This window comes from Paenibacillus nicotianae (assembly GCF_042681745.1).
Classification (GTDB): domain Bacteria; phylum Bacillota; class Bacilli; order Paenibacillales; family Paenibacillaceae; genus Saccharibacillus; species Saccharibacillus nicotianae.
In genome coordinates this window covers 3,064,435-3,086,618 of the sequence record NZ_JBHUGF010000010.1, presented here as the reverse complement: position 1 = coordinate 3,086,618, position 22,184 = coordinate 3,064,435, and the positions used below count along the sequence as shown (strand labels likewise).

Annotated in this window: 20 protein-coding genes; 16 read left to right on the top strand and 4 right to left on the bottom strand. The window is 40.1% G+C overall.

What is annotated here, in order from left to right; translation table 11 throughout:
* Positions 1–2: 2 nt before the first annotated feature.
* The 5 genes from ACFSGI_RS17680 (at position 3) to ACFSGI_RS17660 (ending at position 3,603) form a co-directional block, all read left to right on the top strand.
* On the top strand, positions 3–1,226 hold the full coding sequence (locus ACFSGI_RS17680; protein WP_204825495.1) for a VWA domain-containing protein: 1,224 nt from the start codon (positions 3–5) through the stop codon (positions 1,224–1,226).
* Between the two features lie 133 nt (positions 1,227–1,359).
* A complete protein-coding gene (locus tag ACFSGI_RS17675) occupies positions 1,360–1,848 on the top strand; it encodes a histidine phosphatase family protein (RefSeq protein ID WP_379283821.1) in 489 nt (162 codons plus the stop codon).
* 85 nt (positions 1,849–1,933) lie between these two features.
* Entirely contained in the window at positions 1,934–2,149 is a 216-nt protein-coding gene (locus ACFSGI_RS17670) for a hypothetical protein (protein ID WP_204825494.1), read from the top strand.
* Between the two features lie 320 nt (positions 2,150–2,469).
* Positions 2,470–3,102, top strand: a complete 633-nt coding sequence (locus ACFSGI_RS17665) for an SLOG family protein (RefSeq protein WP_204825493.1) — start codon at positions 2,470–2,472, stop codon at positions 3,100–3,102.
* A gap of 39 nt (positions 3,103–3,141) precedes the next feature.
* A complete protein-coding gene (locus tag ACFSGI_RS17660) occupies positions 3,142–3,603 on the top strand; it encodes a 2-thiouracil desulfurase family protein (protein WP_204825492.1) in 462 nt (153 codons plus the stop codon).
* A 341-nt stretch (positions 3,604–3,944) separates the two neighbouring features.
* Here the strand turns inward: ACFSGI_RS17660 and ACFSGI_RS17655 are convergent, their stop codons facing one another.
* Positions 3,945–4,979 (bottom strand): cupin domain-containing protein, encoded by a 1,035-nt coding sequence (locus tag ACFSGI_RS17655; RefSeq protein WP_204825491.1) that lies wholly within the window; start codon positions 4,977–4,979, stop codon positions 3,945–3,947.
* A 338-nt stretch (positions 4,980–5,317) separates the two neighbouring features.
* On the opposite strand from ACFSGI_RS17655, the gene nirB reads away from it, so the two are divergent.
* The 6 genes from nirB (at position 5,318) to ACFSGI_RS17625 (ending at position 12,605) form a co-directional block, all read left to right on the top strand.
* Positions 5,318–7,738 (top strand): nitrite reductase large subunit NirB, encoded by a 2,421-nt coding sequence (gene nirB, locus ACFSGI_RS17650; protein ID WP_204825490.1) that lies wholly within the window; start codon positions 5,318–5,320, stop codon positions 7,736–7,738.
* A gap of 15 nt (positions 7,739–7,753) precedes the next feature.
* Positions 7,754–8,074 (top strand): nitrite reductase small subunit NirD, encoded by a 321-nt coding sequence (nirD, locus tag ACFSGI_RS17645; RefSeq protein WP_204825489.1) that lies wholly within the window; start codon positions 7,754–7,756, stop codon positions 8,072–8,074.
* A gap of 226 nt (positions 8,075–8,300) precedes the next feature.
* A complete protein-coding gene (locus ACFSGI_RS17640) occupies positions 8,301–9,983 on the top strand; it encodes an alpha-keto acid decarboxylase family protein (RefSeq protein ID WP_204825488.1) in 1,683 nt (560 codons plus the stop codon).
* Between the two features lie 279 nt (positions 9,984–10,262).
* Positions 10,263–11,018 carry a methionine ABC transporter ATP-binding protein gene (locus ACFSGI_RS17635; protein ID WP_204825487.1) on the top strand — a complete coding sequence of 252 codons (756 nt, stop codon included), beginning with the start codon at positions 10,263–10,265 and terminating at the stop codon, positions 11,016–11,018.
* Positions 11,018–11,698 (top strand): methionine ABC transporter permease, encoded by a 681-nt coding sequence (locus tag ACFSGI_RS17630; RefSeq protein ID WP_379283816.1) that lies wholly within the window; start codon positions 11,018–11,020, stop codon positions 11,696–11,698. Before ACFSGI_RS17635 ends, ACFSGI_RS17630 begins: the two co-directional genes overlap by 1 nt.
* Positions 11,699–11,747: 49 nt before the next feature.
* Positions 11,748–12,605 carry a MetQ/NlpA family ABC transporter substrate-binding protein gene (locus ACFSGI_RS17625; RefSeq protein WP_379283814.1) on the top strand — a complete coding sequence of 286 codons (858 nt, stop codon included), beginning with the start codon at positions 11,748–11,750 and terminating at the stop codon, positions 12,603–12,605.
* 48 nt (positions 12,606–12,653) lie between these two features.
* Here the strand turns inward: ACFSGI_RS17625 and ACFSGI_RS17620 are convergent, their stop codons facing one another.
* Positions 12,654–13,586, bottom strand: coding sequence for a DMT family transporter (locus tag ACFSGI_RS17620; RefSeq protein WP_204825486.1), 933 nt, complete (start codon positions 13,584–13,586; stop codon positions 12,654–12,656).
* A gap of 163 nt (positions 13,587–13,749) precedes the next feature.
* Between ACFSGI_RS17620 and ACFSGI_RS17615 the strand changes: the two genes are divergently transcribed.
* The 5 genes from ACFSGI_RS17615 (at position 13,750) to ACFSGI_RS17595 (ending at position 20,350) form a co-directional block, all read left to right on the top strand.
* Positions 13,750–14,628, top strand: a complete 879-nt coding sequence (locus ACFSGI_RS17615; protein ID WP_204825485.1) for a LysR family transcriptional regulator — start codon at positions 13,750–13,752, stop codon at positions 14,626–14,628.
* Positions 14,629–14,810: 182 nt separating this feature from the next.
* Entirely contained in the window at positions 14,811–16,217 is a 1,407-nt protein-coding gene (locus tag ACFSGI_RS17610) for an NAD-dependent malic enzyme (protein WP_379283811.1), read from the top strand.
* Positions 16,218–16,370: 153 nt separating this feature from the next.
* A complete protein-coding gene (locus ACFSGI_RS17605; protein WP_379284002.1) occupies positions 16,371–17,267 on the top strand; it encodes an AraC family transcriptional regulator in 897 nt (298 codons plus the stop codon).
* A 246-nt stretch (positions 17,268–17,513) separates the two neighbouring features.
* Positions 17,514–19,019, top strand: coding sequence for an alpha-glucosidase/alpha-galactosidase (gene melA / locus ACFSGI_RS17600; RefSeq protein WP_204825484.1), 1,506 nt, complete (start codon positions 17,514–17,516; stop codon positions 19,017–19,019).
* A gap of 332 nt (positions 19,020–19,351) precedes the next feature.
* Positions 19,352–20,350: a Gfo/Idh/MocA family protein gene (locus ACFSGI_RS17595; RefSeq protein WP_204825483.1), complete on the top strand. Its 999-nt coding sequence runs from the start codon at positions 19,352–19,354 to the stop codon at positions 20,348–20,350.
* Positions 20,351–20,472: 122 nt separating this feature from the next.
* On the opposite strand, the gene ACFSGI_RS17590 is transcribed toward ACFSGI_RS17595, so the two are convergent.
* Positions 20,473–21,585 carry a hypothetical protein gene (locus ACFSGI_RS17590; protein WP_204825482.1) on the bottom strand — a complete coding sequence of 371 codons (1,113 nt, stop codon included), beginning with the start codon at positions 21,583–21,585 and terminating at the stop codon, positions 20,473–20,475.
* Positions 21,578–22,174 carry a sigma-70 family RNA polymerase sigma factor gene (locus tag ACFSGI_RS17585; protein ID WP_204825481.1) on the bottom strand — a complete coding sequence of 199 codons (597 nt, stop codon included), beginning with the start codon at positions 22,172–22,174 and terminating at the stop codon, positions 21,578–21,580. Before ACFSGI_RS17585 ends, ACFSGI_RS17590 begins: the two co-directional genes overlap by 8 nt.
* Between the last annotated feature and the right edge of the window lie 10 nt (positions 22,175–22,184).

The following is a 22,184-nucleotide window of genomic DNA, read 5'->3' as shown; positions in this document are numbered from 1 at the left end:
CGATGAATCCTACTCATGATGAACAGAAAAGATTGTCACGTTGGCGGTTGATTCTAGGAGCTGAAGCAGAGCAACAGTTAGAACGTCAGACTTCTAGCACTATCGAAGGTATCACACTTACAGAAGAAGAACAGATTATGGATCAAGCATTAGCAGCGATTTATGATGATACTTCGGGTCATGAAGCAGAGTCAGGTCATAGTCGAAATGGTGGAAAAGGAGCAGGTAAAGGCCCTTCTTCACCGACATTAACACGTTGGCTGGGAGATGTACGTACTTTTTTTCCAGAAGATGTAGTATCGATTATCCAAAATGATGCGATGGAACGTAAAGGATGGAAACAGTTATTATTTGAACCGGAAGTGTTAGCTCAGGTCAAACCTGATATTACACTTGTCGGTACGCTTATGGCACTCAAAGGTAAAATTCCAGAGAAAACCAAAGAAACGGCACGTTTGCTTATTCAATCGGTAGTAGACGATTTGGTGAAACGATTAGAACAAGATATGCGCCGAGCAGTAACAGGTGCGCTTAATCGCCGGCAACATTCTCCGTTGCCTTCATTAAGTGGAATCGATTGGAAGCGAACGATTCAGCGTAATCTCAAGCATTATAATCAAGAGCGTCGTCAGATTATTCCTGAAAAGTTTTATTATTTTGATCGAGCACGTCGTAGTCATGAATGGAAAGTGATTATCGATATCGATCAGAGTGGATCTATGGCAGATTCGATTATTTGGGCTTCGGTCACTGCTTCTATTTTTGCCAGTATGCCTGCTCTTGATACCAGAGTAGTCGCTTTTGACACCAGTGTTGTTGATCTAACCGAACAATGCAACAATGATCCGGTCGATATGTTGTTCGGGATACAGCTAGGCGGAGGAACCAATATTGATAAGTCTGTTGCGTATTGCGAACAATTTATCGAAGAACCCAAAAAGACATTGTTTATTTTGATCTCTGATCTATATGAAGGTGGTAGTCAAGCTCGTCTAATTCGTCGTATGCGTGAGCTGAAAGAAGCAGGAGTCAAAACATTATGTTTACTGGCTTTATCAGATGAAGGTAAACCTTTTTATGATAAGCAATTAGCGCAAAAATTTACCCGCGATGGCACACCTAGCTTTGCTTGTACACCGGCACTACTACCTGCACTGGTGGAAGGCGCACTGAAAGGTCAAGATTTGAGCGATCTGGTCAAACGTCTGGGGATTGCTATCGATTAATAGATCACTCTGGAAACAGACTAAGTTATCTATAGATATATCTACAAAAGACTACAGATCAGAGGAGTTATGATCTATGAAGCGTATTTTTCTCATTCGTCATTGTCAGGCAGAAGGGTAAGCTCCTGATGCGATGTTAACCGGTGAAGGTAAAAAGCAAGCGTTGCTGTTAGCGGATGTTTTGGATTCTTTTCCGATTGATCGTATAATCTCTAGCCCTTATACACGAGCCTACGATACGATAACACCGCTGGCGAATAGAATAGCGGTGCCTGTAGAGATGCATCATGACTTGCAAGAACGAGTACTTTCTCAAGACAATCTGCCTGATTGGTTAGATAAGCTCAAATTAACATTTGATGATCTGGATCTATCTTATAAAGGTGGAGAATCGAGTCTTGAAGCGATAAAGCGCGGAATTGCTGTTGTTCATGAAGCACTAGACAGTCATGCCAAGCATATAGTGTTGGTATCACATGGTAATTTAATCGCTTTGTTACTCAAATATTATGACGAACAGATCCAATTTGAACACTGGCAAGCTTTGACTAATCCAGACGTATACGAATTAGTATTTGACGATAATTGCCAGTTGATCCGTATAGAACGAATCTGGCAATAAATTAAAGAGATTGATAGCATCAGAAGATAAAGTATTCGTGGAGTTGAACCATCCCTTATGCTATGATGAGACTGAGGTGAACACAATGAGTACAGAACAAGAACACAATGAAGTGACAGAAGAATCCAAGCAAGCACAAAAAATCAGCCAGGCTGAAGCAGCAAAACGTTTGTTAGCGATGAAAAAGCAAGCAAACCAACCAGGTAAAGGCTCTAATAATGGATTTGACGGCGGCGGTAAAAAGATGAAAAGCCAGATGACCAAAAAAGTAAATAACCAACGTAAGAAAATGGGAACCTAAGCACAGATTCATACCAGTGCTACCCGATTCAATCACCAAAAACAAGTATAACAAAAACAATTTGATCTCATGGAATAAACCTATTCAGTCTATACTGGGTAGGTTTATTTTTTATATCTTATTTTTATATTTATAACGCAATTATTGATATTATTTGGAATAGTGTGATTTTAATAGAAGTGGTTTTATAGCTATTTAATGGTTGTAGTGATCGCTATAAAACCACTCCTTCTTCTATTGAAATGTGATCGATTTTTGCTTTATTTCGCTTCATGTTATGATGGAACAAGAGCATGAACAGAAGCGGAGGACAGCAAGGCATGAAGAATTTACTGGTAACCGGTTACCGCGCACATGAGTTGAATATTTTTGGACAAAAGCATGAAGGTATTCCTTTTATTCAGCAAGCATTGCGTAGCAAATTAATTCCGCTGATCGAAGAAGGATTGGAATGGGTGATTACGCCAGGGCAGTATGGTGTAGATTTGTGGGCATGTGAAGTGGTTATTGCACTCAAAGAACAATATCCGCAGTTACGGTTATCGATCATTTCGGCATTTGCCAATCCAGAAGAAAAGTGGAGTGAAGATAAAAAGACGTATTATGAAGAGATTTGTAAAGGCGTAGACTATTATGGTCTGGTGAGCAAACAGCCTTATCAAGGGATCTGGCAATTTACAGCGCGGGATGATTTGTTATTTCGTAAAACAGACGGTATTTTGTTAGTCTATGATGAAGATGGAGGCGAAGGAAGCCCTCGATTTTTCAAAGAAAAAGCGTTGACAAAGCAGCAATCCGATGGGTATGTATATATCAGTATCAGTTCGGAAGATATTCAAAGTATCGCTGATGAACAACAACTAGATCAGCAATTGGAAGAATCATTTACAGAATCGCCGACCGATATGAGCGATGGCGCCAATCCTAATAGTGATCCTTTTGAAGAGATTTGACCGATCCGAAAAAAAGTAGGTAAAAAGGAGGAGTGAAGCATGATTGGCATCAGTGCTTGTCTGACAGGTATCGCCTGTAGATATGATGGAAGAACCAACTTGGTACAACCGTTAGATCAACTGATTCAGCAAGGTAAAGCAATCGCTTTTTGCCCTGAAGTGTTAGGCGGTCTGACGACACCACGCGAACCGGCAGAGATTGTAGGTGGAACAGCCGAAGATGTATGGTTGGGCAAAGCGAAAGTGATGACCGTATCGGGCGAAGATGTAACTGAATCGTTCAAAGCAGGAGCAAGGATAGCGCTGGAGCAAGCAGAACAAGCTCATATTACAGTTGCAGTGCTCAAAGCCAATAGTCCTTCTTGCGGAAGTCAGATGGTATACGATGGTACATTTAGCGGAAATAAAATTATTGGTTCCGGTCTAACCGCAGCTCTTTTTCGGCGAAACGGTATTCAAGTGGTCGATGAGCATACTTGCGATTTTTTGATAGAAAAATAAAGATTATAATAATCCAGTGTTATCCTAAGCAAAAAACAATAGACATCATAAATATCTATATAGTATCTAATATAAAATACCAAAAGATCATGTCATACCCCTACTATACATATCGATTACAGGGGACAGATATGATCTTTTGGTATAAAAAAACGTATCAATTCAATCGTTAATACATCAACTCAAGTACTATTGCTAAAATTCATATCACTAACATAACGATTTAGTATTAGCATCATTTGGAACTGGAACTGGAACTGGAACTGGAACTGGAACTGGAACTGGAACTGGAACTGGAACTGGAACTGGAACTGGAACTGGAACTGGAACTGATAAATTGATTATTGTACAGGAGCAGGAGCGATAAACCAGTGGCGTTGAGGCAATTGGCTTACTTGTTCACGATTGATGTCTAGATTGGTTGCCAGCACATCATCAGGTGTACTGGATATCCATTTGGTCAGATCTATCGTCTCATGCTGTCCATTGTTGAATCCGACCAAGATTCGGCAGACTTCTGTTCCGTTATTGTAAATATAATGCCCTGCACCTTCAGGGACATAACCCACATCACCTGCTTCAAATTGATCTTCGATCAACTCTCCTTTTCCTAGAAAAACAGCCATACGTGCTGTACCACTTATATAATATTGCCATTCATCAGTATTCGGATGCCAGTGCATTTCTCGTAGAGCTCCAGGTTGAATCTCTATAATAGCGCCTGTCATATTCGTAGAAATAGGGAACAGACGCGCAGAAGCGACCCGTTCTGTGCCACCGCCAGGAACACGCTTGGGATCTTGAGCCATCAGCGGATAGCGATGCATACTCGTAAGCCCTGTTGTACTACGTGCTGTAGCATCTAGCGTCGAATCATCCGGTATAGGCCCAGATGCAAAATAAGATTCTTTGGTCGGTAACTGCTGTGCGTCTGCTATTGAAATGCCCAAATTTTGAGCCACCAGCTCGATAGGAGTCTGAGCTATAAAATCTGTAATACTAAAGGTATGTTTTTCAGTAAATGTACCATTGTTCATGATCTGAATAATATGACATTCGTCTGAGCCGATGCCTTGAATCGAATGCCCATACCCTTTGGGAAAATACCATACATCTCCACTATTAAAGTTATCTATGTACGTTGTGCCATCTGGATGCAATACTGTTGTGCGACAACTTCCACTGACGACATATCCCCATTCCGAAGCATTAGTATGCCAGTGTAATTCTCTCAATGTACCTGGCGCTAAGCGTAATGATACACCTGCTATAGCTGTAGATACAGGAAATTCGGCTACCGAGACTTCACGCATTTGACCTCCATGATGCTCATAAGCTGTTTGTTGTTCAAGCCTGTATTTGAATGTTGTTGTCATAATAACCCTCCATTACTTGTATGATTCATCTTCTTAGCTAATTTGTATTTTGTCATAGTCATTTGATTTGTACATGGCACTATAAGCCCATCCAGTAAATAAAATAAGTGTATTTTCTCACTAAAACTAGCTATTCTAAGCACCAATTTGATAAAAAGTGTGTATTTTAGCTTATTAATATTCAAAAAGAATGTGATTATAATCACTACCTGTATCATACAAGATCGATATACTGAATATAAACCAATAAATTTTAGATATTAAAGATTGTTTTATATATAACATACTGATGGCATCAATCACCTACAGACATATATTCAAAAAAGGGGGATTTTGATATGACAGCAACACGAGAACGTCTGATTCTAATCGGTAACGGGATGGCTGGAGTGGCAACGTTAGAACAAATCATCAAATTAGGTGGACAATACGATATTACGGTATTCGGTAGTGAACCACATCCGAACTATAACCGGATTATGTTGTCTTATGTGTTAGAAGGAACGCAGACGATCGACGATATTATTTTGAATAGTCATGAATGGTATGAGCAAAATCAAATTACACTGCATACAGGTACAACAGTAACTCGTATCGATACTGAGCAACAACTGATCTATACCGATAATGGCATGAATGTTCCGTATGACAAAATGATTATTGCTACAGGATCGCAATCGTTTATTTTGCCTATACCGGGTCATGATAAGCAAGGTGTTGTCGGTTTTCGCGATATTGCCGATTGTTATCAAATGATCGATGCAGCGGCTCATTATCCGCAAGCCGTAGTCATTGGTGGAGGATTGCTAGGCTTAGAAGCAGCCAAAGGATTAGTTAGTCTAGGAATGGACGTCACTGTTGTTCACTTGATGGATGATCTGATGGAACGTCAGTTAGATTCTGTAGCGGCATCGATGTTACGTAAAGAATTAGAGCGTCAAGGAATCAAATTCCTTATGGGTACACAGACAGTCGAGTTGTTAGGCGGAGAGCGAGTAGAACAATTGGTATTCAAAGACGGCACCACATTGCCTGCTCAATTCGTCGTTATGGCAGCCGGAATCAAGCCTAATATTGCTGTAGCCAAAGAAAGCAATATTGAGACTGGTCGAGGCATTATTGTGAATGATTATTTGCAGACTTCGGTAGACAATATCTACGCTGTTGGTGAATGTGTACAACATAGAGAACATTGTTATGGATTAGTCGCTCCGCTGTTTGAACAAGGAATGATTTTGGCAAAACATATATGCGGTATCGATACACAGCCGTATGAAGGTTCAGTTGTCTCCACCAAGCTTAAAATTTCGGGTGTAGATGTCTTTTCCGCAGGTGTATTTATCGAAAATGAACATCAATCTGTCATTACAGCGCGGGATGATTGGAAACGCACGTACAAAAAAATTATTTTAGCAGATCAGACGATTGTCGGTGCGGTTCTTTTTGGCGATATTACAGATGCGGCTCCGTTACAAAAATTTATTCGTGATGGCGCACCAATGACTGATGAATTATATGCAGAATTGATGGGTACAGGCGGATGTGATCATAGTAAAAAGAAATCGTCTGTCGATACAATGGCAGATAGTGAAATTGTGTGTGGTTGTAACGGTGTCACCAAGCTCGATATTGTAAGTGCGATTCATGAAAAAGGATTAACTACTGTCGATGAGATCAAAGCTTGTACAGGAGCAAGTCGTTCATGTGGCGGTTGTAAGCCGGTAGTTGAACAGATTTTACATTACGTATTAGGAGATGGAGCAACGATTGGAGTCAGTCAAGGGATGTGTAGTTGTACATCGCTTAGTCGTGACGAAGTAGTAGCCGGGATCAAAGAAAAAGGGCTTACAACGATCAAAGAAGTGATGAACGTATTAGAGTGGAAACAACCAGAAGGATGTTCCAAATGCCGCCCAGCGATTAACTACTATCTAGGTATGCTTGATCCAGTGCAATATCAAGATGAGAAATCGTCCCGCTTTGTCAATGAACGGATGAACGCTAATATTCAAAAAGATGGTACGTATACTGTTGTTCCGCGGATGTATGGCGGAGTCACTACACCGGAAGAATTGAAACGAATCGCTGATGTCTCTGTCAAATACAATGTACAAGCAGTCAAAATGACAGGTGGACAACGGATCGATTTGATCGGTGTAGTGAAAGAAGATTTGCCAAAAGTCTGGGAAGAATTAGACATGCCTTCTGGTTATGCGTATGCCAAATCATTACGAACAGTCAAAACGTGTGTAGGCTCTCAATATTGCCGTTTTGGTACACAAGATTCAATGGGGATGGGTGCTGATCTAGAACGTCGTTTTGAACGCTTGGATTTCCCTGCCAAATTTAAAATGGCGGTTAATGGTTGTCCACGTAACTGTGCAGAATCTTGTACCAAAGATATCGGTATTGTCGGCAACGATGGTGGATGGGAAATCTTTATCGGTGGTAATGGAGGAATCAAAGCACGTCTGGCAGATTCGTTATGCAAAGTCAAAACCGATCAAGAATTGATTGATCTATGTGGAGCGATTATTCAGTACTACCGCGAAACAGGCAAATATTTAGAAAGAACATCGGAATGGGTAGAGCGCATCGGGTTACCAACTATTTACGAAGCGGTTGTAACGAATGTAGAGAATCGTCAGCAATTAATCGAACGTGTGAATCTTGCGCTGGCACAAGTCGAAGATCCTTGGCAACAAGTAATCAATGATACAGCTACTTGTGAAGCTCTTTTTCATAAAATGGAAGTCTAAAGGAGAAAAAGCATAATGAATCCTACTCAAACGTTTTATCCGATTGGATCAATAGATCAGCTTTTGCCACAGATCGGACGGGTTGTACAGTTGCAACATGTAGAGCTGGCTATTTTCCGTACATCCAATGAAGAAGTATTTGCACTTGAAAATAAAAGTCCTCATCCCAAAGGCGGGCCTCTAGCAGAAGGAATCGTATCAGGACATATCCTGTATGATCCATTGTACGATTGGCAGATTGATCTACGGACAGGAAGTGTACAAGCACCGGATGAAGGACAAGTAATCGTATTTCCCACCAAAGTAGAATCGGGACAAGTATGGGTAGCACTCTAACTATATATGGCAAAAAGTCATCTAACAAAAAGCGGTTTCTATATAATAGAATACCGCTTTTTTGCGTTATTAATGACTAACAAATGATCATTACATAAAGAAAATATCAAAAAAATGGCAATACTCTGCTTCAAATAGGGTAATGTCTTTAGAGCAGTATAAGGAATATGGAACTTTTACAGCGAAAAAAAGCTCAACTACTAGCAATACACAGGAGGAAAATATAATGTCAGCAACAAATATTACGCTGGGTCAATATATGTTAGATTGTCTCAAGCGCGAAGGATTAACCGAAGTGTTCGGAATACCTGGCGACTACAACTTTACGTTATTAGATACATTAGAAGAATATGAAGGGCTTGAATTTATCACTGGACGTAATGAGTTAAATGCTGGATATGCCGCAGATAGTTACGCTCGAATTAAAGGTCTGTCTGCACTTATTACCACATTTGGCGTAGGAGAAATGAGTGCTTGTAATGCTATTGCTGGTGCTTATAGTGAAAGTGTACCGATTATTCATATTGTAGGTGCTCCCAAGTCTCAAGCACAGCAAGATCATCAATTGATGCATCATAGCTTATTAGATGGCAATTATGATGTATTCCGTCAAGCGTATGAGCCGATTACTGCTTATAATGCTGTAGTCACTCCAGAAAATGCAATGATCGAGATACCACAAGCGATTCATATTGCCAAAACTACCAAAAAACCTGTTTATCTGGTTGTTGCTTTGGATCATGTATTAGAACCGATCACAACGCATATCGAACTATCTTTTCAGATATCAACCCATTCCAATTCACTTCAAGCAGCAATCAAGCATGCAGAACAATTAGTACAATCCTCTAACAACGGTGTACTGTTATCAGATAGCCCTGTACTTCGTTATCAATTGCAAATGCCTGTACAACAAGTGGTCGAGAACTTGAATATACCGGCGGCCTCAATGATGATGGGGAAAAGTGGATTTGATGAACGGCATCCGAATTATATCGGTATGTATGGAGGTACATTTGGTAGCGAAGAAGTGCGTAGTACGATAGAAAATGCAGATTTTGTGATTGCCGCAGGCTTAATCTGGTCAGACCTCAATACAGCGAACTTTACGGCTGAATTGGATTTCCAAAAAGTGATCAATATTCAACCCGATCATGTCAAAATCGGTGAATCGGTGTATCCTAATATTCTTGCAAAAGATATGCTTGAAGCGCTTGCTCGATTGGATTGGAGAAGTGAAGCAGAGATTAGTGTTACCGAATTTCCGTATGATACAGAACAACTATTAGCGGCGGACAAAGATCAACCGCTACAAGCAGGCAATTACTATCCTCGTTTTCAACAGTTATTAGCGGCAAATGATATCGTAATTGCAGAGACAGGTACATTTACGTACGGGATTTCTCAGCTTCAATTGCCAGAAGGAGCGACCTATATCGGACAAGCAGGCTGGCAAAGTATCGGTTATGCTACTCCAGCAGCTTTTGGCGCATGTATAGCGGCTCCTAAGCGTAGAGTATTACTATTTACAGGTGATGGCTCTTTGCAATTAACGGTTCAAGAAATCAGTTCGATGTTGGAACAAGGATGCAAACCGATTATTTTCGTACTCAATAACAAAGGTTATACGATTGAAAAGTATCTGAATGTCAAAGTGGATATCGATAAGCAAGTATATAACGATATTCCTAGATGGCACTATACCAAATTAATCGAAGCATTTGGCGGTGATGCATATACGATGCAAGTGCATACCAATCAACAATTAGACCAAGCGATTCAAGAAGCAGAACAACAACAGTCACAAAAATTATGCTTGATCGAAATGATGATTGAAGATCCGATGGATGCACCGAAATATCTACGCAAAACGCGTGAATTTTTACAAAAACAAGAACAGCAACAATAATATCCAGCATCATCCACATGTATTTAATGACAAAATCGTTTTAATAGCTAGATACCAACATCTTCTCTACCTGTAGAGAGGATGTTTTTTTGTCTAAATAAAGCAGAACAGGATATCAAATGAATATTTAATGATCTTATTTAGAAAAATAGTGACACAGCATAGAACATTCCTTATAATATAGCAGAAGTATGGAGTATAACAGCATCTCTATATTTGTATTACACTTTGAGTACAAAGTTCTCATCGGACCGGCTATGAGATGAGGAGGGGACGACGATGATTTCGCTGGAAAGCGTGAGCAAATATTTTGGCAAGATGGGGAACGGTAATGTAGCAGTGCAAGATGTGAGTCTGCATATTGAACGTGGAACGATTCATGGCATTATTGGAAGCAGTGGAGCAGGCAAATCTACATTACTGCGTATGATGAATGTATTGGAACGTCCTGATGTAGGTGTAGTTACTATTGACGGTAAGCGTTTAACGACTATGACAGATGATCAATTGCGCTTAGCCAGACAACAGATCGGGATGGTTTTTCAGCAATTCAATCTGGTTCACAATCGAACCGTTAGCAAAAATATCGAAATTCCGCTTGAACTTGCTGGTGTACCCAAATCGCAAAGGCAACAACGTGTGCTGGAATGTCTGGAATTAGTCGGGTTATCTGATAAAGGTAATGATTATCCTGCACAGCTCAGTGGTGGTCAGAAACAGCGTGTCGGGATAGCGAGAGCAATTGCTAATCATCCTCACGTGTTACTATGTGATGAACCTACATCTGCACTTGATCCCAAAACTACTTCCGGTATTTTGGAGGTGCTCAGGCAGATCAATCAACAATTGGGCGTAACGATTGTGATTGTCACCCATGAGATGGATGTGGTACGCAGTCTATGTGACACAGTATCTGTTATGGAAAATGGGATGATCACCGAGAGCTTTTCGCGTGCACAAGATGGATTTACAACATCTCCTGCATACACCTTATCGTATCGTGAGCAATTGCTCGGATATAAGGAGGAGAACTGATGGATCAGGAACGTACATTTAGCGAAATGCTTGATCTATACCAATCACAGATTTGGTCAGCGATTGGTGAAACGTTTTCTATGGTAGGCATTTCATTATTGGCCGCTATCCTATTTGGATTGCCTTTAGGAACGATGTTGTATTTATGCAAAAAAGGTCAATTATACGAAAATACGTATGTAGCAGCAGTACTCAATACACTGGTTAATGTGATTCGATCATTTCCATTTTTGTTACTGGTTGTGTTTTTGATTCCATTTACACGTCTGGTGGTTGGTACAGCGATTGGAACAGAAGCGGCTTCTGTACCGTTATCGATAATAGCTATCGCCTATTATTCACGTTTAGTTGAACAATCTTTATTGGATGTGCCACGAGGAGTGGTTGAATCTGCACAATCGATGGGAGCATCCAGATGGCAGATCATTTTCAAGTTTTTATATGTAGAAGCACGATCAGGTCTGGTACTTGGACTAACGACTTCAACAATAAGCTTTATTTCTTATTCTACGGTGGTCGGTATTGTCGGCGGTGGCGGGATAGGAGATTTTGCAATTCGTTACGGGTATCAGCGATTTGAGACAGATGTGATGGTCTATATGATCATTTTGATGATTATTTTGGTACAAGCTGTACAGTTTATAGGAAGTACGATTGCTAGAGTTCTGGATAAACGATAATGTTTTGCCTGTTTTTGATATTTTACTTTAATGGAGGTTCATTTTAACTATGAATAACGTGTTAACCACTCGTAAAACGATGATGATCTTATTGTTCGCCATGATGCTTGTATTAGCGGCATGTGGTCAGAAGCAAGCAGAGACAACAACGACTGATTCTGCGACGACAGCAGAAAATACATCTACAGCAACAACACTCAAAATTGCTACCTTGATTCCACCAATGACTGAAATTTTGGATATAGTCAAACCGTTGCTCAAAGAAGATGGCATTAACCTTGATGTGATCGTATTATCTGATAATATTCAGCCTAATGATGCGTTAGCCAATAAAGAAGTAGACGCTAACTTTTTCCAACATGCTCCTTATATGAAGCAATACAATGAGAGTAAAGGTGCTAATCTAGTCGCTATCCAACCTATTTATAATGCGATCTATGGCGCATATTCCAAAAACTACAAAGATATTAACGCTTTGCCTGAAGGAGCAACGATAGCGATTGCGAATGACCCTTCAAATATCGGTCGTTCTTTACAGATGTTTGCTCAAGCGGGTATGATCACGCTTAAAGACGGTGTCGGGATGAACGCGATTCAAGCTGATATCACATCGAATCCAAAAAACTTCAAATTCAAAGAAGTGGATCTATTGATGTTAGCACGTATGTATGATGAAGCCGATCTAGTTGCTATGACTCCTGCTTATGCGAAGCCACTTAATCTGACTCCTGTCAAAGACGCATTGGTTACAGAAAAAGAAGATTCTACATTTGCGATTAATCTAGTCGCTCGTGAAGATAACAAAGATTCTGAAGCGATTCAGAAATTAAAAGCACGTATGGCAGGGCCTGAAGTGAAGAAATTTTTGCAAGAGAAATATGCAGATATCGCTGTACCTGCTTTTTAAATCAATCCAATTCAATAATACGATATAAAAAGAACCTGCTCCATCCATTTACGGGATGTGTGCAGGTTCTTTTGTTGGAATGTCTACATGGTGCAGGTCATTTTTGTGTTTACGGGTTATTTTCCAGCGTGGTCTCCATGTCCATTCCGAGACGACCACACCTAGCAGAACAACACCTGCACCAATATATCCTTGAATCGATAATACTTCATGTTCAAATAAAAACGCGAATAACGCGGCAAAAACAGGTTCCATGCAAAAAATCAGTCCGGTACGTGTCGGTGTAGTATACTTTTGCGCTACCGGTTGAATAATAAATCCAAAAGCACTACATACAATACTTAATGCCAGCACAGCGACCCATCCTTTGAAATCATAAGGAAGATGGGGCGATTCGAATATAAACGAAAAGATCAATCCATATAAGCCGGCAAATCCAAGCTGACAGATTCCTAAATTCAATGTACTACGAACGATTTTGGCCGCGGCACTGGTTAGCAAAATATATACTGCATAACAGATCGATGCCAGAATACACAAAAGATCACCGGAATGAATACCGAGCGGGCCACTTAATGTTAGTAGTCCTATCCCTACAATTGCAAGCAATACGCCTAATGTCTGAGTCATACGTAGTTTCTTTTTAAATACAATAAAATGAATAAGAGGTACAAAAATAACAGTAAGACTCACTAGAAATCCAGCATTGGACGTGGTTGTTGTTTTGAGTCCAAACATAATAAATACAAAAACAGCAAATAAAGCAAGTCCGATAAGTGCACTATATCCAAGTGTTGTCCAATCGATCCGGCGTAAATGATTAAAAAATAAAATACCTGTCAAAATAAAAGCTAATCCAAAACGAAGAGCAATTAGATTGTATTCAGATAAAGAACCTAGCCCCATTTTCATAAATAAATACGATGATCCCCAGCATAACGTCACCAGTAAAATCAACAAGTCTGCTCTGGACTGCTTCACAATGTCCCACCTTCAAAATAACGTATTATCAAAATGATCCAAATTCAGTATAGTAAGATTATATCCGCAAGTACACTGAATGTTTGTCATGGATTACATGAGTAAAACTAATGGCTGTTAGAGACGATAACAAGAGCGGACAATACGGGAAGAAGGCGCACGAATGAGTATTCACAAATTTGAAGTGTTACTAAAAGTCGTTGAGCTAGGCAGTCTGACGAGAGCGGCAGAAGTGCTAGGATTTACCCAATCCGGTGTGAGCCATATTATACATAGTTTAGAAACAGAATTTGGCTTTCCATTATTGCTACGGGATCGTTCAGGTGTACGATTAACTGTTAATGGAGAGCAGGTGTTACAACCGATTACCGAAATTATGAATTGGAATGAACAGTTGAAGCAGACGGTAACGTCGATTCATGGATTGGAATCTGGAACGATTCGGATGGGTACATTTACCAGCGTATCGGTGCACTGGCTTCCAGGAATGATTAAATATTTTCAGCAAGAGTATCCCAATATTCAATTCAAATTAGTAGAAGGGGATTATCAGGAGATCGAAGACTGGATTTCTCATGGACAGATCGATTGCGGATTTATTACGATTCCTAGTCAGGCTTCTTTTGAAGTGATTCCTTTAAAACAAGATCAGATGTTAGCGATTGTTCCGCTGGATCATCCACTAAGTCATCTGGATACATTTCCGTTAGAACGAATCGCAAATGAACCTTTTATTATGCCGCGTGAAGGATCAGATTACGATGTGAGACGGTTATTGTCACGCTTTGCGATTACACCGGATATCAAATTCTCAGTCGGAGATGATTATGCGATTATTGCTATGGTCGAAAATAGTCTGGGAATCAGCATTTTGCCAGAGCTTGTGTTGCAAGGACGGGATCATAAAGTAAAAATGTTAGAACTGGAATATCCTAGCTATCGTTCACTTGGATTAGCTGTCCATTCACTAAAACAAGCTTCACCAGCGACCAAGCGATTTTTGGACTATATCAAAGAGTGGGTCAAGCGTGAAGAAAGCTAAAGCAACGTAATAGATACATTATTATCCCTACCTAATCATAGGTGAATAATAAGCGATAGAAACTGGAAGTTTTTTACCTGTAAACTATGCTATAATAAGTCCGAACTTTATAATGTAAGCGTTATCTAAAAAAGAATGAATAGTGCAAAATCATCTTACCCACATTATTAGGAGGTATCCTTATGGCGCTCGGAACAAGTATGATCATTCGTCTGGAAATGGATAAAAAACAAGTTACATTTGGTGAAGTGGCTGCTGCAATTAGTGATGCCGGTGGAGACGTTGTAGCGATTGACGTTATTCATGCTAGCCCTGAAAGTACAACCCGCGACTTGACAGTCAATTTACCTGAAACGGTAAGAGAAATGATTCTCAAATCGGTTGGAGAGTTAAGCGGTGTGAAAGTAGTCAACGTATCTGACCGTACTTTTCTTGCGCATCTAGGCGGTAAAATCGAAGTTCAACCTAAATTCCCTGTAAAAAACCGTGAAGATTTATCTCATGTCTATACACCGGGTGTTGCTAAGGTATGTATGGCAATACACGAAGATAAACAAAAAGCATTTTCATTAACGATCAAACGTAATATGATTGCTGTCGTATCTGATGGTACTGCTGTATTAGGTCTTGGCGATATTGGCCCTGAAGCTGCAATGCCTGTTATGGAAGGTAAAGCGATGTTATTTAAACAGCTGGGCGGCGTAGATGCTTTTCCAATCTGTCTGGATACCAAAGACACCGAAGAAATTATTAATGCGATTAAATGGATGGCTCCTTCGTTCGGAGGAATCAATCTGGAAGATATTGCTTCACCTCGTTGTTTTGAAATTGAACGTCGTTTAACAGAGGAACTGGATATTCCTGTTTTCCACGATGATCAGCATGGAACAGCAGTGGTTGTTCTTGCCGGTCTGCTCAATGCTTTACGAATCGTTGGTAAACCACTGGAAAGTGCCAAAATTGTTTTACTAGGCGTAGGCGCGGCAGGATCAGCTTGTATCAAAATGTTATTGTCAGCAGGCGCTCATAATGTGATCGCTGTTGATCAATGTGGCGCTTTGGTCAAAGGTGAAGAATATCCGCATGACATGTGGAGCTGGATAGCAGAACATACCAATCCTCATCAAGAACGTGGAGGACTGACTGAAGTGATTCAGGGAGCAGATGTATTTATCGGTGTATCTCGCCCCGGCTTGCTGACAGTTGAACATATTCAATCGATGGCAGAAGACCGGATCGTTTTTGCTATGGCCAATCCAAATCCTGAGATCGAGCCTGAATTGGCTGAACCTCATGTACGTGTATTAGCGACAGGACGAAGCGATTATCCGAATCAGATTAATAATGTATTGTGCTTCCCTGGTATTTTTCGTGGTGCGCTAGATTGCCGGGCAAGTGTCATTAATGAAGAAATGAAAGTAGCAGCAGCAAAAGCGATTGCTTCTGTTGTTAAAGAAGATGAATTGAATGAACTCTATATTATTCCTGGTGTATTTAATGAAAAAGTAGTCGAGTATGTTCGTCGTGGCGTTGTCGAAGCGGCTATACGTACAGGAGTAGCACGCCGTACACCACCAGAATTCCGTTAAGATATCTGCTCAAGTAAGGAGGGAAGACTAACAATGTCACCGATGGAGCACAAGTCAGAGCGACCTTTTGCTAATCCGTTCACTCAGCCAATTCAGTCTTATCGTGATGCAGATTCGTATACACAGGGGACAGGAAGTCTATTCGGTCAACAGATGATCGAAGCACCGTATCGTCCTGAATTTTATGCGTATTATTATAAGCAATGGCATAACTACAGTATGGCGTATCATCAACATCCATCGACTGAAATTATGTATATGATTGCTGGACATTGCTTGATTGAATTACAGGTTCAGTCAGATAGTAGCTCATTAGAAGTATCTGCTACTACGGTTCAAGTGCAATTGAAAAAAGGGCAGTTTATTGTGATCGATGCGAATGTTCCTCATCGCTTGATTGTTGAAGGAGAATCGCCTTGTCGGATGCTTAATGTCGAATTTGGCTTTGCTTCATCAACATTGCCTCTTCCTTCTCTATTTCAGATGGCTGGCGAAGAAGTGGCACTTGCTGAACTGTTATCTCAACCTCAGCATTATTTTGTGTTATCGGATCCAGAAGAAGTCTATCATGTACTCAAGTCATTAGTATTGGAGCTGGATCAACAGCACAGATCAGGTACAATGGCAGATTTACTATTTATTCAGTTATTGGTTCGTATCGCTCGTCTATGGCAAGAAACGCAGATCAATAGCACATCGCAGACAGAATGGTATGTGAAGCGCAGTATTCAATATATTCATCAAAATTATGATCGTCCGATTCGTGTCGAACATATCGCATCAGCAGTGAATGTTCATCCCGGTTATCTTCATCGGATTTTCAAAAAGCATATGAATACGACACCTACCGATTATTTAACCCGCTTACGAATGGAAAAGGCAGGCATGCTTCTAGGGCAGACCGATATTCCGATTCAAGAAATCGCTGATTATATCGGTGTGAGTAGTCGGCAATATTTTCATTTGCTTTTCAAAAAGCATACCGGACAGACACCTGCGGAATACCGCGGAAATGTAGTTCGTTATGATCGTCAATATATTGAAGAGTAAGATCGCGCTTAAATTGCCAAGCGCTTGAAGCGTAAGATATTTTGCTGTGCAAAAATCACTTTTGTATTGAAATATGATCGTGCTTGAATTGCCAAGCACTTGGGTTAGGATATTAGACAACAAATCATCAAAGTAGTCATGATCTTGGTAACGCTTCCTTCTATAACCACGCTACAATAAAAGCATAATAAATCCTTTTGATAGGTAGACGCCAGTAGAGCGTATTTTAGAATGGAGGATCTGTATATGTCTTTTAAAGTAGCGTTTGTAGGAGCAGGAAGTATTGGATTTACACGCGGGTTGTTACGTGATTTATTGACAGTACCCGAGTTCCATAATATCGAGATAGCGTTTACCGATATCAGTCAGCACAATCTGGATATGGTGACTCAGTTATGTCAGCGCGATATCGCAGAAAATGGATTATCTATTCAGATTCAAGCAACAACCGATCGACGTATTGCATTGCAAGATGCTAAGTATGTATTATGTACAATTCGTGTAGGCGGACTGGAAGCTTTTGCAACTGATGTCGATATTCCTTTGAAATACGGAGTCGATCAATGTGTAGGTGATACATTATGTGCAGGCGGAATTATGTACGGACAACGTGGTATAGCTGAAATGTTGAATATTTGCCAGGATATTCGCGAAGTCTCCAAGCCAGATGTACTGCTACTTAATTATTCTAATCCGATGGCGATGATGACATGGGCGTGCAATGTCTATGGTGGTGTGAATACTGTCGGTCTATGTCATGGTGTACAGCATGGGCATCATCAGATTGCTGAAGTCTATGGTCTGGAAAAGAAAGATGTCGATATCGTCTGTGCAGGCATCAATCATCAGACATGGTATATTCAAGCGTCTCATCAAGGCAAAGACTTAACAGCAGGGCTTTTAGAAGCTTTTGAAAATCATGAAGAATATAGCCGTACCGAAAAAGTACGAATCGATATGATGCGTCGCTTCGGCTATTACAGTACAGAGTCGAACGGGCATTTAAGTGAATATGTGCCGTGGTATCGCAAGCGTCCGCAAGAAATCGGTGAATGGATCGATCTCAACAACTGGATCAATGGCGAGACCGGTGGGTATCTGCGCGTATGTACCGAAGGACGCAATTGGTTTGAAACGGATTTCCCGAACTGGATGAAAGACGAACCGATGAAGTTCATCCCGGAAAAACGTGGAGAAGAACATGGTTCGTATATCATCGAAGGATTGGAGACAGGACGTGTCTATCGCGGGCACTTTAACGTTGTAAATAACGGTGTAATCTCTAATTTACCAGACGATGCGATTATCGAAGCTCCGGGGTATGTGGATCGGAATGGTATTTCAATGCCACATGTAGGCGATCTACCGCTCGGGCCTGCGGCTGTCTGTAATGTAAGTATTTCAGTACAACGTCTGGCGGTAGAAGCAGCAATTAAAGGAGACGACTTCTTGCTTCGTCAAGCGTTTATGATGGACCCGTTAGTAGGCGCTGTCTGTAATCCGAAAGAAATCTGGCAAATGGTCGATGAAATGCTGGTTGCTGGCGAAGCATGGTTACCTCAATATACAGAGGCTATTGTTGCTGCCAAAAAACGTCTTGCTTCAGACAACCTGATTCCGACGCAGGAGTATGCAGGCGCTGCTCGTCTAAAAGTGAAAAGTGTGGCTGAGATGCAAGAAGATCGAGATGCCGCTAACAAAAATGCAGGCGAATCGGACAAAGGTAAAGACCGGGAAAAAGTTCAACAGTAACCGACCACAAAGTAGAACAAATCTCATATCTGTGTAAGAATCGTTTTTTGATCTCAATCGATTAATTAATAGAATATCTATACTTTACAGGTGAAAAAGCAGGCTATTTCTGCCTTTTCACCTTTTATTTTTTTATCATTTATCAGCTTATAGTTCTATTATCTTCTAAAGCAAACATTCCATGTTACAACAAATATCTGTTATAAAAGATCAGAATACTGCTATACTTCGCAAATCTGAACTTGTACGCTTAATATAACCTATTATTGGGGAAGTATTAGAATAACGAACAACTGCATCATGCAACATCAACTGATAGGAGGAATTGGTATATGTCTACATCGAACGAAGGTAAGTTGAAATGGGGAATTATCGGTACAGGAATGATCTCTAACAAATTTGTCGCTGATCTGGGACACACATCGAATGGTATCGCTTATGCTGTAGGTTCACGTAATCAGGAAAGCGCTGACGAATTTGCAGGTAAATATAATATTCCCAAAGCGTATGATAGCTACGATAAATTGTTGCAAGATCCTGACGTAGATGTGATCTATGTAGGTACTCCGCATCCTTTACATAAGATTAATGTTATTGATGCTTTGAATGCAGGCAAACATGTATTATGCGAAAAGCCATTTACGATGAATGCGGCTGAATTGGAAGAGATGATTGCTGTCGCTCGTGAGAAAAAATTGTTTTTGATGGAAGCGATGTGGACACGCTTTTTACCACCGATTCGTCGGGTACGTGAATGGATCAGAGATGGCAAGATCGGTGAAGTACGTCTGGTCAAAGCGGAATTTGGTTTCCGTATGGGCTGGGACCCGGAACACCGTCTGTTAAATCCAGAATTAGGCGGAGGCGCATTACTAGACGCAGGAATCTATCCAGTATCATTCGCTTCGATGATCTTTGGAGCAAAGCCTGAAAATGTATACAGTACAGCAAGTATCGGAGAAACAGGGGTCGACGAACAGTTCTCGATCTTGCTTGCTTATGAAGGTGGACGCTCGGCTACATTGAATGGTGCGATTCGTGTAGACTTACCGAATGAAGCGTATATTCATGGAACCGAAGGGTATATCCATATTCCACAATTTTTATTCAGCCGCGAAGCTTCTTTACATGTAAGCGATCAAGAAGTCGAGAAATTCGAAGACGATCGTCCAAGTGAAGGATATGCTTTTGAAGCCGAAGAAGTCGGTCGCTTGATCCAAGCAGGAGAACTGGAAAGTGAAGTAATCTCACTGGAAGAATCTCTAGACATTATGCGTCTACTGGATCAAGTCCGCGGACAATGGGGATTGAAGTATTCGTTTGAAGATTAAAAGTATTGAATATTGATATGCGTTTGTTTAGAAAGATATGGGCTAACCTATAGCAATCAAATATATCTAAATAAAACTCACCAGTGCTTTAATAGCAATCTGGTGAGTTTTTGGTGTGTGTATTATTTGATACTTTCTGCTATTTTAACTAATTCTTCTTTGGTGACTTCTTGTGTGTTAGAACTGAGTGTATACATGATAGATTGATGAGTTTTTTCATTATATTCACTCCAAGTCAAATATTGAGAAAATTCTTCAAACTCTTTATTCTCTCCTATAGTAGGTGTACGTTGTATTTTACTATATACCATATATCCTTTGCTTGTAGAAATAGTAGATTGATTGGTATTACTAGGATCTACTATATCAATTTTATTATTTCCAGTTGTATTAGTTGCGACAATAGAGTAATTTAATCTGATTTCATAGTTAGAATTAGCTTGCTTATAATTGTAGTATAACATCGGTGTTTTATATCGTTTTACAATTGGTCGATCATCAATCATCCATGCGTAATCAGCAGTTGGATGGTTCACTTTATTTGCAAGTAAACCTTTGATCATTTTAATTTGACGATGTTTATCGTTCTCATAAGCGCCTTCGTACGTATAGTCATCTGTTCCATAAGAAAAGGTATATCCCTGAGGTAGTTCATGTGGCACAGCTACTTGATGAATAACAGATCCAATCGTTTTTTTCCATTCTGTTAACGTAGAATAAGAATGAGGTTGCTTCACTTTAATGACAGGACCATATTCAAGTGGAATAAGTTTAGTGCTATACACATATGCTGCTTCTCCAGGAGCAAGATTTGACCGAGCCTCATTAATAATACTCATAATTTCTTTGCCTTCTTCTAAAGTCACATCGTATTTAGTATCCGTTGTATAACTAAGCAAGGTATGTCCTGTGGTAATGGAATAGACCATATTAGAAGCATATACACCACTACTTAAAACAATAACACAAAGTATAGTTGCTATAGCTGTAAACCATTTATGGCGTTTGAAAAAATGAAACTTCTTACTTTTACTATTATTGATATTAAATTTTTTAGTAGTATTATTTTTAGAGAATAGTTTGGTAGACTTATTCAAAGATTGTGCATAATCATCATATAACTGTTCAATACGATGATCCAATTCAGGTGGAGAAGAGATCGTCAAACTTTGTTTTTGGATATCTTTTTTTAACTTTTCGGTCAATTCAGCTTCACACATTGGTAATTTACTCATATCGATTCTCCTTTCTGAGCAAAGGCGAGTGGGGCAGGGACAATACATCGATATACTTTCGTAATTGTTGAATCGCTTTGTGATGGCGTGACTTTGCTGTACCTAATGGTATTTCTAACACATCTGCGATTTGCTGAAATGAATACTCTTGATAATACCTTAGTAAAACAACACTTTTGAGCTGGAACGGCAATTTCTGTACGATCTGAAGCATTTCATATTGTTGCTCATGTTGCAGTAATGTTATATCTGCACTGTCTGCTAGGTATGTACTATGTACAGCTTCATCTTTGGTCTTGGTCTGCAAGCGAAATTTACGCCATAGGGTACGATTCCAGTTACGAGTCTGAAAAACAATCAATCCATTCAACCATGCGGTAAATGGTTTTTGCACATCATATTTGGCTAAAGAACGAAATAAAGCAATATACACTTCACTTACTACATCATTTGTGTCATTACGATCATTGACTAGAAACGTCACCATGCGGTAAATATGATCTTTATACTGACTGTACATCTTAGCAAAAGCTTCTTTATCTCCTTGTTGGACTTGTTGTAGACAACTTTGTAATTCTTCTTCAGACATCTTTGTGTGC